Source organism: Jeotgalicoccus aerolatus (assembly GCF_014635205.1).
GTDB classification, from domain to species: Bacteria; Bacillota; Bacilli; order Staphylococcales; family Salinicoccaceae; genus Jeotgalicoccus; species Jeotgalicoccus aerolatus.
In genome coordinates this window covers 21,842-35,091 of the sequence record NZ_BMCN01000003.1, presented here as the reverse complement: position 1 = coordinate 35,091, position 13,250 = coordinate 21,842, and the positions used below count along the sequence as shown (strand labels likewise).

Below are 13,250 nucleotides of genomic sequence, written 5' to 3'. Positions count from 1 at the left end.
TTCCTATTTATTCAAATAATTAGTGTGTAATCAGTTCCTGCAGCTCTTCTTTCGTAATCCATTCTTTGTTGCGGCAGAAATGACAGTCCGCTTCAGCTCCGCCGTCTTCTTTAATCATCGTCATAATATCTTTTGGATCAAGTGCACTGATTGCATTAATAAAACGTTCTTTAGAACAGTTACACTCAAAGCTTACAGGCATATTATCAAGCTGTCTCCAATTTTCTTTACCGATTGATTCATCGATTACCTCTTCAGGTGTTAAGCCTTTTGCAAGAAGTTTAGATACAGGTGTCATTGTTTTTGCACGTTCATTCAGCCAGTCGATTGTTTCCTCGCTTGCTGACGGCAGAACTTGAATAACATAGCCGCCTGCTGCCTGAACTGTATTATCAGGATTAACCAGTACCCCAAGTGCTACGATAGAAGGCACCTGCTCACTCGCATAGAAATAATATGAGAAGTCTTCTCCAAGCTCTCCGGATACCAGTTCTACAGAACCGACAAAGTTATCTTTTAAACCGATATCTTTTGCGACACGGAGGTAACCTTCAGTACCCACGGCACGTCTCACATCCAGTTTACCTTGCTCGTTTAAATCGAAGTGTACCTGGGGATTGCCGAGATAACCTCTGACATGACCATGTGCATCGCTGTCAACAACGATTGCACCGATCGGCCCGCCGCCCTCTATTGTGATTGTCGCTTTGTCTTCGCCTTTAAGCATAGCGCCCATAATCACGCCTGCAGACATTGAACGGCCAAGTGCTGCAGCCGCTGTAGGATATGCACCGTGACGGCGCACTGCTTCATTTATAGTATCTGTCGTATCAACAGCAAATATACGAACTTCATCATTGAGGCCGAGACCTCTCACTAAATAATCACTCATCTTGTATTCCTCCAAATGGAAATTCTCTTCATTTTATATAATAAACTAACTGCACTATCATGCATAATAAATTAAACGTCAAAGATAGTCAATTTCAATGCCTCACCATAAAAAAAGCTGCCCGGAGGCAGCTCATTTTATCTGTTCAAGTCATCATTTTTTCTATCTGCTGAAGGGTTATCTTCAGTGTTGCCGTCCGGTTTTGGCGGTTCAACCATGTCCGGGCGTTCTTCAGGTTCTTCCTGAGTATCGTTTGAGTCGACAGTATCATCGCTTTCCATCTTCTCTTTAACTTCTTCATAAGATGCACCGACTGAATCGTCATCTTGTGAAACCTCATTCTTTTCATCTGGTTCATTATCGAAATTTCTTTCTGGTAATTTACCGTGATAGAACAGTCCTTCGATCTGTTCTCTGTCGAGCGTTTCAATTTCAAGAAGTGTTTCTGCGATTAAATTCAGCTGTTCCTGGTGATCAGTAAGAATCTGACGGCAGCGCTCGTATTGTGTCTTAACAATATTCTGCATTTCCTGGTCAATCTCGTAAGCAATGCTGTCTGAGTAGTTAGCATCATTTGACATCTCTTTACCTAGGAATACCTGACCATTTGATTCACCGAACTGAATTGGACCGAGTCTGTCACTCATACCGTATTCAGTTACCATGCTGCGTGCGATTCCAGTCGTTCTCTGGAAGTCATTGGATGCACCTGTGGAAGCTTCTCCAAAAGTAATTTCTTCAGATACACGTCCGCCAAGGAGTCCAACAATTTTATCTTCCAGCTCAGGTTTCGTCATGAAGTAACGGTCTTCTTTAGGAAGCATTACTGCATAACCGCCTGCCTGGCCGCGCGGAACGATAGTGACTTTGTGTACTGTTTCCGCATCATCAAGCACCATACCGATAATCGTATGTCCAGCTTCATGATAAGCAACGATATTACGTTCTTTTTTACTCATGACGCGGCTCTTCTTAGCCGGTCCTGCGATTACGCGGTCTGACGCTTCGTCAACATCGCGCATATCGATTTTTTTCTTGCCTGAACGGGCAGCAACCAGTGCTGCTTCGTTTAAGAGATTCTCAAGATCAGCACCCGAGAAGCCCGGTGTACGCTGTGCAATTGCTGCAAGGTCAACCGTATCATCTAAAGGTTTGTTTCTTGCGTGTACTTTAAGTACCGCTTCACGTCCTGTAACATCTGGACGGCCAACTTGAATCTGTCTGTCAAAACGTCCTGGACGAAGCAGGGCAGGGTCAAGAATGTCAGGACGGTTAGTCGCTGCAATCATAATGACACCTTCGTTTTCTGCGAAACCATCCATCTCAACGAGCAGCTGGTTTAATGTCTGTTCGCGCTCATCGTGACCGCCGCCGACACCAGCACCACGCTGACGTCCTACAGCATCAATTTCATCGATGAAAATGATACATGGTGCATTTTTCTTCGCATTTTCAAATAAGTCACGTACACGTGATGCACCGACACCGACGAACATTTCGACGAAGTCAGAACCACTGATGGAGAAGAAAGGCACTCCGGCCTCACCTGCTACAGCACGTGCGATTAATGTTTTACCTGTACCTGGAGGTCCGACTAACAGCACCCCTTTAGGAATGCGGGCACCAATTCTGTCAAATCGTCTCGGGTCTTTTAAGAAGTCGACGACTTCTACAAGTTCTGCTTTTTCTTCATCGGCACCGGCAACATCATCAAATTTAACATTTGACTTGTCTTTTTCATGAAGCTTCGCTTTACTCTTGCCGAAGTTCATCATTTTACCGCCGCCACCGCCGCCTTGTGCACGGCTCATGAGGAAGATAAACAGGAAGAAAATTAACAGTAATGGAATGAAAGTAACGAGCATACTCGTCCATGGGCTCGGTTCTTCTTCAGGTGCGACTGTTAACGACATGCCCTCCTGATTGCGGGCAGTGTCTGTTATTTGATCTAAATCATCCACGCTATTATATGGAACGACAGAAGTAAATGACTCCTGTTCTTCCTGGTCAGCTAAGCGACCTGTGATTAAATAAACATTGTTTTCCGGCTGAATCGTTAATTCAGCAACTTCTCCGGCTTCAAGCGCATTTAAGAACTCATTGTACTGCAGTTCTTCTTCTGTTCCGCCCGTGCCATTAAAGCGTTGGAAAATACCAAACATAACAACTGTTAGAATGGCGATAAGTAATATGTTACGGCCAGTATTTTTCGGCATCCGTAATCCTCCATTTCTAATGCATTACCAAAAATAGTAACAAAAATAGTCTTTAACTTCCAATCATATGATTTAACTGTAAAATTCAGGTTTTAAGAGTCCAATATACGGCAGGTTGCGGTATTGCTGATCAAAATCGAGACCGTAACCGACAACAAAGCCATCAGGAATTTTCGTGCCGATATATTTTACATCGACATTTAATTTTCTGTCCGGTACCGGCTTGTCAAGCAGAGTCACAATTTCAATCGATGCTGCTTTGCGGTAAGTTAAAAATTCGATAATCGAGTTCAGAGTCGTCCCTGTTTCTACGATATCTTCGACGATAAGTATATGTCTGCCTTCTACTGATGTAGATAAATCTTTCAGGATTTTAACTTCCCCTGTTGATTTTGTACCTACATAGCTGGATACATCCATGAAATCAATTTCCATGTGCGTATCGATATGTTTGATTAGATCTGCCATGAACATAATAGAACCTTTTAACAAACCGACAAGTACCGGTGTCTTGCCTTCATAATCTGCTGTAATGCGCTCGCCAAGACGTGTGTTAATCGCCTCTATATCTTCCACTGATAATACAATTTCGCTTATGTCATTTTGAATTGTCATCATTAAACTCCTTCGTAATCTTTAATAATCTGTTTTCAGATGGTTCAATTATATTATAAATCGTCCCAACTGCAATAATAATACCGTGTGAATTTACTGCAACCGGCATTTTTTGCCGTTCAGCGGCCGGTATTTTTTTATCGATAAACAGCCGGCTGACTTTTTTAGTGCCAGTGTTTTTCAAAGACACCTTGTCGCCGTCTGCTTTTTGCCTCAGAGTCAGCGGCAATTCAGATGACGGAAGCTGTACAGTCACATGATAGTCATTATAAATAAACTCTCCGTTATCCTCAATAGATAAGTACTGCTGCACTGTTTCTTCCTGCTGCTTGCCTATGTAGATTCTATCGTATTCGACATGAATAACTGCATCTCTTGTCCGATATACTCCCTGAGACGTCTTACTGAGCAGAAGGGAATCGAGTGCTTCCAGACCTCTGCGGCCAAGATGGATATCACTCTGCTTCAAAAAGGCCGACAGAATATACCGTCTGATCACCGGACTGTGTGTCTGGTAATCTTTGCGGGATAATTCTCTCTCATAGCTGCCGGTGAATTTTTCTGCATAAGCATAAGCAAAATCACTCAGCTCATTGATATCCTGCCGGACCTTTTCCAGCTGGCTGACATCGAGTTCAGGCGCTTCTTTTACCGGCGGTATGACATGGTGCCTCACATAATTTCTCGTGTAATCATCTCCGGCATTGCTCGCGTCTTCAAAATAGACGACCTGATGCTGATTAGAATATATCTGGATCATTTCTTTCGTAACATGTGACAAAGGACGGACAATTGTATATGCACCTCTGTCATTCATTTCAGGAATACCTAAATTACCGTACAGATGACGCCCGGTTAAAAGCTGCTGCAAGACCGTTTCATGCTGATCATCTGCATGATGGCCCATTAAAAGATAAGAGATGCCGAGCTGCTTAAGCACTTGTTCAAAAAATTCGTAGCGTTTGACTCTCCCTTTTTCCTGAGAGAATCCTGTCGAAAAGTTAAGCACTGCAGTTTCACAGCGGACGCCGTCTTTTTCAGTCATCTTCTCGATATAAGCCGCTTCATCTTGTGATGCTGATCTGACATTATGATTCACATGCAGCACGGTTAGACTCTTATATGTATGTTTATATTCATTCGTCAGGAGGTGATAGAGTACCATCGAGTCTATGCCGCCCGACAGGGCGAGTGCGATATCGTCGTCTTCTGTCCACACAGTTTCGATTCTAAATGCCATCTTTCACTGCTCCTTTTGCCAATAAAATAAAAAGGCTAGAGCGAATTGCTCCGGCCTCTTAATATGATTATTTACGTCCTCTTCCACCGCGGCGCGATTCTGCTTGTCTTTTAATTGTAGACATTCTCTCTTCACTGTCTTTAAGGAAACCTGATAGTTTCTTCTCAAAGTCTTCTGGTGAAGGCGTTTTTGCACGCGGCTTCGGTTTTGGTTTATCCTGTGCCTTTTTAATAGATAAGCTTATCTTATTGTCCTCACCTATCGTCAGCACTTTAACTTCTATCTGGTCACCGACTTTTAAATGTTCGTTGATGTCCTCTACGTACTTATCTGCGACTTCACTAATGTGAACTAATCCTGTTTTGCCCCCTGGCAACTCAACAAACGCACCAAATGGTTTGATTCCTGTTACTTTGCCGATAACTTTACTGCCCGCTTCAACTGACATGTTTATTTAATATCCTCCCAAAATCATTATACATTTCTATATTACCACTAAATAAAAGAATAATCATTACATAAGGAATGATTATTCTTTATTCTCGGCATCTTCTTTTTCTCCGTTCTCAGGAAGATTAAATATTAATTCTCCTTCTTCAGATAAAAAGAATTCACTGCGTGCGATACGCAAAATATAATTATCATCATTAAGCTGTCTGATTTGCTGTTCTAAGTCAGAATGCTGTTTATTTTTTTCTTCAAGCACTTCCGTCGTTGCCAGCACGTCTTCGTGCAACGCGTCATTTGCCTGTTTTTGATTGAATGCTACGAGCATCAGTACGATGGCTATACCTAGCAGAATGCTGCCAAAAACCATAGTGCGGCGGCGCGACACACGCGATTCACTCGCTAATTGCTTCTTTTCGCTATCACGTTTTTTCGTATAGTTATTAAGGAGTCTGACTACCTTGTTGCTCACATTGTCACATCCAATCATTTAATCTTGTATTCACTCTCTATTATATACAAGATACAGGAAAAATAGGTGACAATCTATTAAAAATCTGATTCTTTTTCAATTTTCTCTTCATTCAGCACTTTATACATTCTATCCGAATCTTCTTTTTTGGCTTTATCGTTCAATTCCAATATTTCATAAGTCATAATACTGCGCCCAAAACGAATTTTAAGCGTGTCGCCTGCAGCTAGTGCCGTACTTGCTTTTGCAGGACGGCCGTTCACTTCGATGCGTCCTTCGTCACTGATTTCTTTAGCCAGAGTGCGGCGTTTAATAATTCTCGACACTTTTAAAAATTTATCGAGTCTCATGCTGATCATCCCCTGTTATTAATTCATGCAGCGGCCGTTTTTCATGAATGGTTGTTTTCATCCACTTCAAAACAGTTTCTGCATATTCTTTTTCATACTTAACTTTAGCTTTCTTGCCTTCTTCGACTTTTGCTTTTTCCCACACTTTATTTAAATCTTCCATATTTTCAACAGATGCATCTCCGAAAACGTGCGGGTGTCGGTGTTTCACTTTTTTATTTAAGGAACTGAGAATATCGTAAAAGTCAAAGTAACCTTCTTTTTTACCGATTGCCGCATGCAGTGCCACCTGCAGCAGTATATCCCCAAGTTCTTCAACCAGACCTTCATCATCTTCTCTTTCAATGGCCTCGATAACTTCATATGATTCCTCTAGCAGATAACGCTCCAGCGATTCATGGGTCTGGACTTTATCCCACGGGCATCCCTCTTCTCCCACCAGCGTATCAAAGAGGTTAATCATATGACCAAGCGACTGGTTGTCATACTGTTCACCTGAAGTTTTCGGCACGAACATACAGAGCAGATTTGAATCCGGCACACGGAAATCAATTTCCGCAATAGTACTTTCAATAATCTCTTCGTCAGCACTGCCTGCCTTATCAACTAAAAATACTGGCGTATCGTAATGATAATAGTCGAGCAGTGTCACTTTAACTTCACTGACTGACAGCTGATTATATACTTGCGTAATCAGCGTGTGTTTACGATAGTCCAGATCTCTAATATTAAGTGCTGTACCGTCCAGCAGCTGAAAATTTTCATTCACCGGAATTTTAAGGGCAGTGATCACATCATCCATAAAACTCTGTCCGCCTGCGATGACCACCTTCACTTTCCCTTCTTTTTCAGCATCCAAAAGACGTTCAGTCGTTGTTTCATAAACCATCGGATGCCCAGGCACTGCGTACAGCACGTCACCGTGCTCCGCTTCTTTCAGCAAGATACGAGTAATTCTTTCATACGTATTTGAAAAGTCATCGCTTTCTTCATAGTAAGAATCAAAACTTGTAATATCCATGCCTTCATCTTCAAGCATCACTGCTGCCGGGTGATCCATCGTTCTAACAAATATTTTCTTCGCTGCAGCGAGCTGTTTATAAACGCCGAGCGGCATTTTATCGGTATCAGATGTGCCGAGTCCGATAACTGTTATCGTGTTCATTGAACGGCCTCCATTCTGCTGTCTTGTATTGCACTCATAATATTGACGAGTTCTTTAATATTTTTTGAGCGGATTGTTAAACGGATTTCTCCATCTTTCACTGAAATTTTCAATATTCTGCTGTAATCCTGAGTATCCTGGAACAGTTTCTCACCGCTGATTTCTTCTGTTGCAGATTTCGATACGTTTAAGTAATAATGTCTTGCATCTTCAGATACTTTATAAATACCGTACATCAATGCATATACTTTCACTTTAACAAGCTCGATTAAATTGACGACTTCTTTTGGATATTCGCCGAAACGGTCGATCAGTTCGTCTTCAATATCCTGGACCTCTTCCATTGAATTGGCTTTTCTTAAACGTTTATAAATATCAATTTTTGACTGCTCATGCGTAATATATGTTGCCGGAATGTAAGCATCCGCTTCGATATTGATCGGAATATTTACAGGTTCATCTTCTTTTTCTATACCCTGTTTTTCCTGAACGGCGCTTTCCAGCATATCGCTGTACAGTTCATAGCCGACTGAATCGATAAAGCCGGACTGATTTTTACCGAGCAGATTACCCGCGCCCCGAATATTGAGGTCGCGCATAGCAATTTTAAAACCGCTGCCGAGTTCTGTGTATTCCTTAATTGCTTCCAGTCTCTTTTCCGCCACTTCTGTCAGCACTTTGTTCGGCTGATGGAACAGATAAGCATAGCTGATTCTGTTGCTCCGGCCGACGCGTCCTCTCAGCTGATAGAGCTGGCTTAAGCCAAAGCGGTCTGCATCTTCAATAATCAGCGTATTGGCATTCGGCACGTCGACACCCGTTTCGATAATCGTTGTTGTCACCAGCACATCAAATTCACCATTGACGAAATCGAGCATGGTTTCTTCAATTTGCTTTTCTGTCATCTTGGCGTGCATCACTCCGACTGAAGCATCAGGAACCAGCATTTCAACATGTGCCTGTTTGCTGTATATCGTATCGACTCTGTTGTGCAGATAAAATACCTGCCCGCCTCTCGACAATTCTCTTTCAATTGCCTCTTTGACGAAATTCCCATTATATTCAAGCACGTATGTCTGTACAGGGAATCTGTTTTCAGGCGGTGTTTCGATTACTGATAAGTCTCTGACTCCCGTCAGGCTCATATGGAGCGTCCTTGGTATCGGCGTGGCTGTTAAGGTGAGCACATCGACATTGTTTTTCATCTGTTTAATCGCTTCTTTGTGTTTCACACCAAACCGCTGTTCTTCATCGACAATTAACAGACCGAGATCTTTATATTCAATCGATTGGCCGAGTATTTTATGTGTTCCGACTACGATATCAATACGCCCTTCTTTTAAGCCTGCTGCCGTTTCACGGTTTTCTTTGGCCGTTCTAAAGCGTGACATCATCGCAACATTGACTGGATAATCTTCAATTCTTTCAATTAAACTTTCAAAATGCTGAGCTGCTAAAATTGTCGTCGGCACTAAAAATGCGACCTGCTTGCCGTCCTGAACAGCCTTGAAGGCAGCTCTGATGGCAACTTCTGTCTTGCCGTATCCGACGTCACCGCATAATAAACGATCCATCGGACGTTCTGCTTCCATATCTTTTTTAATTTCATGCACACTCGCCAGCTGGTCCGGCGTCGGTTCATATGGGAATCTCGCTTCAAAAGCATCCTGCATTTCCGTATCCGGACTAAATTGGAATCCTTTAGACTGCGCGCGCTCCTGATACAAACGGATCAGCTCTTCGGCAATATCGTTAACGTTGGCTTCTACTTTCGCTTTTGTTTTCTTCCACTCTACGCCGCCGAGTTTGTGCATCTTCGGCGACCCGTCGTCACTGGCAACATATTTCTGAACCAAATCCATCTGATCGACAGGAATATACAACTGATCGGTACCCTTATACTGCAGTTTCATATAATCGCTGTGAGTCCCGCCGACCTCCAGTGTTTCAATACCTAAATATCTGCCGACACCATGGTGGACATGGACGATATAATCACCGACATTTAATTCCTGATAAGATTTAATTTTTTCGGCATTTGACAGTTTCTGTTTTCGCTTCTTACGTTTCTGGACTTTATTATACAGTTCTTTAGACGTTAAAATCGCCGCACTCATATACGGCAAGATAAAGCCGGTGGCCATACTGCCTACCGTCAGAACAATACCAGAGTTTTCCGGAATATCCTCAATAAAACTTGGAATTTTTAAATCTTCCAGTAGCTGTTTCGTTTTATTCAGCTCATCTTCATCGCGGAGAATAATATTAATTAAATAGTCATTTTCCAGCATGCCGTTTAAATTCGAAGCCAGAATATCATACTGGCCGTAGTAAATTTCCGTCGGTTTGACTGATATTTTAATCATTTCCCCGATTGGAACCGGCATACTCTTCATAAATAAATTAAAATATGTGACGCCTTTAATTCCGAGCAGGCGTTCATACTGGCCTTCTAAATAATTCTGCCCGCCGCTGAACATTTGTCCTGCTTCTAGCACTGAGCTGAAATAATTATTCACTGCTTCAAACTCTGCATCATATGATGTTTTCAGTGCATTCACATCATCGATAAAGACACGGTGTGCAGGCGTTAAATAGTCAATCAGAGATTTATCGTGTTCATCCAGCAAATGCGCAAACTGTGCGAGATGATTAACCAGCTGGTCCGGGTGCGTGACCACATCATAGTACTCTTCAAGTGCTTCTTTCGTGACACCTTCTAGATTTGCTTTAGTATTTTCATACAGCTCATCAATTTTACTGAGCAGCTCTTCACGTTCAGATGCCTCAACAATATACTCTGCGTATGGTTCTAATGTAATGCTGTCGATATTTTCAAGTGACCGCTGGCTCTCCGGATCGATCAGACGGAGTGAATCGATTTCATCATCAAACAGCTCCAGGCGGAGAAATGCATCGTGCATATAAATATCAAAAATATCGCCGCGCACCGCAAACTCGCCAAAGTTCGCCGCCTGGCTCATGCGCTTATAGCCCAGACTGACGAGGAACTCGATGAGTTCATCGTAGTCCACAGTACCGCCGAGCTTCAGCGTTCTTTCATAAGATAAGAGTTTTTCTTTCGGCATCAAAGGTTTTAAAAGTCCATGTACAGGTACGATAAAGAGCCCTGGTTTCTCATGAGCAAGTGCATATAATGCAGTCATTCTTGCTTTCATAAAATCAGGGCTTTGTTTTGAGAGACTTTCGATCATAATGTCGCCGACAGGGAATGTATACACATTATCCATGACGTCCATCATGCTGTTTGCAAGTTTTTCCATATGATGATTATTTTCCACAAACACTACATGCGGGCGGTTCGAATTTGAAGCCAGTTCCTTCATGAGTACAGGTTTAAAATCATCATTAACACCGGTAACGAGCAGATTTTTATCACTCTTATAATTTAAAATACTTTTGACGCGTTCATCATTTAATATTCTATCGCTTATTTTACTATGCATTGACATCACCATTATATTCGTTCATTACATCTAAAAATGGCTCTGAAACAAAGCTTTGACACGCTTTACTTGATACATCGAGCACTTTGTCGAGCGTCTCTTGATTTTCTTTTTGGAACTTGCCTAACACGTAATTAGTGACCGGCATCCCTGCTGGCGGCCGTTCGATACCGAGACGGATACGGTTATATTTTTCACTGCCCAAGTGCTGTGTTAGCGATTTAATACCATTATGCCCGCCGCCGCTGCCTTTTTGGCGCAGCCTGATACGGCCAAGCGGCAAATCAAGGTCATCGTAGATTACAACGATATCAGCAAGATCAATATTGTAATAATCGACTAGCGGACGCACCCCTTCACCAGATAAATTCATAAATGTCTGCGGTTTAACCAGCATGATTTTTTCGCCATTTAAAAGACCTGTGCCATACATACATTTAAATTTACTTTTATCAAGTTCAATATGCGTGTCGCTGCTCAATCTGTCTATCGCCATAAAACCAATGTTATGACGCGTCTGATCATATTTAGGGCCCGGGTTTCCAAGTCCGATAAAACACTTCATTTCATCACCTCATAAACGTTAAAAAAGGCGATGGAAAATCCACCGCCGTTGTGTATTAATTTAAAATTACTTTTCTTCGTCTTCTTCAGAGTCAGCTTCGTCATTTTTCTGAGCTGTCGCTTCAACTTCAACGCTTTCTTCTTCAGCGTTTTCGTCTTCTTCAGGCTCTTCAGTTGGAGCACTTATGATAACAAGTGAGTCTGCATCTTCGTTTTCGATAACAAAGTTACCTTTAGAACGGATGTCTTCAACGTGAATTGAATCACCGATATTAAGTTCTGAAATATCAACTTCGATAGTTTCAGGAATATCAGCTGGTTTAGCAGTTACAGACACTTCGAATAACGGCTGTTCGATGACACCGCCTTCTTTTTGTCCTGGTGCTTCGCCTGTTAATTCAATTTGAACGTCAACAGTAACTTCAGTCTGCATGTTAATTGCAATGAAGTCGATGTGAGTAATTTGGTTTTTAAGTGCATCGAATTGGTATTCGCTAACCATTACTTGAGTCGTACCGCTGTCAGCAACTTCAAGGTCGATAACCCCGTTACGTCCAACTTCACGAATGACTTTGATAAATTCGTTTTCGTCTACTGATAATGATGTATTTTCTGTTTCATATCCGTATACGACTGCAGGCACTTTACCTGTTGAGCGTAATTCTTTCAGCTCTGATTGTTTTGATTTTTCAGCTCTTTTGCTTGAGGCTAATTTAGCCATAATTATTTCCACCTTTCATCTATTACAAGTCTATTATAATAACGCCTATCCTAACACATAGCCACGCATTATAATACCACAAAATACAGCAGTTTGTAAAAAAACTGTTAAATTATCACGTTTGATCGAATAAAATGCTTACAGATTCCTGCTGATGAACTCTTACAATGGCTTGAGCAAGCAGTTCTCCAACGGATAATTCTGTAATTTTATCGATTTTCTTCTCTTCAGGCAGCTGAATAGAGTTCGTCACAACAAGCTCTTTAATCACAGAGTCTGAAATGCGTTCGATTGCCGGACCTGAAAGTACCGGGTGCGTACAGCATGCATAGACTTCTTTAGCTCCCTTATCAACGAGTGCCTGATCTGCTGTTTTAATCGTGCCGCCTGTATCGATAATGTCATCGATAATAATCGCTGTTTTGCCATCAATTTCTCCAACGATGTTCATGACTTCAGAAACATTCGGACGCGGACGGCGTTTATCGATGATTGCAATCGGTGCTTTAAGACGGTCTGCCATGCGGCGGGCACGTGTTACACCACCGTGGTCAGGCGATACGATAACAACTTCTTCTAAGTCGATACCAGAGTGTTCCAGGAAATAATCGCTTAAAATCGGTACACCCATCAGGTGGTCGATAGGAATATCGAAGAATCCTTGAATTTGCGGTGCGTGAAGATCGAGAGAAATCACACGGTTTGCACCAGCTGTTTCCATCAGGTTTGCAACGAGCTTCGCAGTAATAGGTTCACGTGCACGGCTCTTACGGTCCTGACGTGCGTAACCGTAATACGGCATAACGATGTTAATTGTGTTTGCTGATGCGCGTTTTAGTGCATCGAGCATAATTAACAGTTCCATCAGATTTTCATTGACCGGCTGGCTTGTCGGCTGAATAACGAATACATCGCAGCCGCGAACGCTTTCCTCAACGTTGACTTGAACTTCTTCGTCAGAAAAACGGTTTACAGTACATTTGCCAAGCGGAATACCGATATGATCTGCGATTTCGCGTGCTAAAGGTTCATTCCCTGTCAACGTAAATAATTTCATCTTAGAATTCTTGTTTTGATTACTAGAAGCTAGCATTTTAATCC

At 42.2% G+C, this 13,250-nt stretch carries 12 protein-coding genes; all 12 read right to left on the bottom strand.

Annotated features, from left to right (window positions below; translation table 11 throughout):
• Window positions 1–19: 19 nt before the first annotated feature.
• Window positions 20–892 (bottom strand): Hsp33 family molecular chaperone HslO, encoded by an 873-nt coding sequence (gene hslO, locus IEU81_RS08625; protein ID WP_092598085.1) that lies wholly within the window; start codon window positions 890–892, stop codon window positions 20–22.
• Window positions 893–1,029: 137 nt separating this feature from the next.
• A complete protein-coding gene (gene ftsH / locus IEU81_RS08620; RefSeq protein WP_092598088.1) occupies window positions 1,030–3,108 on the bottom strand; it encodes an ATP-dependent zinc metalloprotease FtsH in 2,079 nt (692 codons plus the stop codon).
• Between the two features lie 72 nt (window positions 3,109–3,180).
• Window positions 3,181–3,723: a hypoxanthine phosphoribosyltransferase gene (gene hpt / locus IEU81_RS08615; protein WP_245203008.1), complete on the bottom strand. Its 543-nt coding sequence runs from the start codon at window positions 3,721–3,723 to the stop codon at window positions 3,181–3,183.
• Window positions 3,707–4,963 (bottom strand): tRNA lysidine(34) synthetase TilS, encoded by a 1,257-nt coding sequence (gene tilS, locus IEU81_RS08610; RefSeq protein WP_092598091.1) that lies wholly within the window; start codon window positions 4,961–4,963, stop codon window positions 3,707–3,709. The genes hpt and tilS overlap by 17 nt, the downstream gene beginning before the upstream one ends.
• A 67-nt stretch (window positions 4,964–5,030) precedes the next feature.
• Window positions 5,031–5,411 carry a S1 domain-containing RNA-binding protein gene (locus IEU81_RS08605; protein ID WP_092598094.1) on the bottom strand — a complete coding sequence of 127 codons (381 nt, stop codon included), beginning with the start codon at window positions 5,409–5,411 and terminating at the stop codon, window positions 5,031–5,033.
• An 81-nt stretch (window positions 5,412–5,492) separates the two neighbouring features.
• Complete coding sequence (locus IEU81_RS08600; RefSeq protein WP_231957215.1) at window positions 5,493–5,882, bottom strand: FtsB family cell division protein; 390 nt, start codon at window positions 5,880–5,882, stop codon at window positions 5,493–5,495.
• Between the two features lie 77 nt (window positions 5,883–5,959).
• A complete protein-coding gene (locus tag IEU81_RS08595) occupies window positions 5,960–6,232 on the bottom strand; it encodes an RNA-binding S4 domain-containing protein (RefSeq protein WP_092598101.1) in 273 nt (90 codons plus the stop codon).
• Window positions 6,219–7,397 carry a MazG nucleotide pyrophosphohydrolase domain-containing protein gene (locus IEU81_RS08590; RefSeq protein ID WP_186089322.1) on the bottom strand — a complete coding sequence of 393 codons (1,179 nt, stop codon included), beginning with the start codon at window positions 7,395–7,397 and terminating at the stop codon, window positions 6,219–6,221. The genes IEU81_RS08595 and IEU81_RS08590 overlap by 14 nt, the downstream gene beginning before the upstream one ends.
• Window positions 7,394–10,864, bottom strand: a complete 3,471-nt coding sequence (mfd, locus tag IEU81_RS08585; RefSeq protein WP_092598107.1) for a transcription-repair coupling factor — start codon at window positions 10,862–10,864, stop codon at window positions 7,394–7,396. The genes IEU81_RS08590 and mfd overlap by 4 nt, the downstream gene beginning before the upstream one ends.
• The gene (gene pth / locus IEU81_RS08580) at window positions 10,857–11,429 is read right to left on the bottom strand and encodes an aminoacyl-tRNA hydrolase (protein WP_092598110.1); all 573 of its coding nucleotides are present in this window, start codon (window positions 11,427–11,429) and stop codon (window positions 10,857–10,859) included. The genes mfd and pth overlap by 8 nt, the downstream gene beginning before the upstream one ends.
• Before the next feature lie 66 nt (window positions 11,430–11,495).
• Window positions 11,496–12,149, bottom strand: a complete 654-nt coding sequence (locus IEU81_RS08575; RefSeq protein ID WP_186089323.1) for a 50S ribosomal protein L25/general stress protein Ctc — start codon at window positions 12,147–12,149, stop codon at window positions 11,496–11,498.
• 115 nt (window positions 12,150–12,264) lie between these two features.
• On the bottom strand, window positions 12,265–13,242 hold the full coding sequence (locus IEU81_RS08570) for a ribose-phosphate diphosphokinase (RefSeq protein ID WP_186089325.1): 978 nt from the start codon (window positions 13,240–13,242) through the stop codon (window positions 12,265–12,267).
• Window positions 13,243–13,250: the final 8 nt, after the last annotated feature.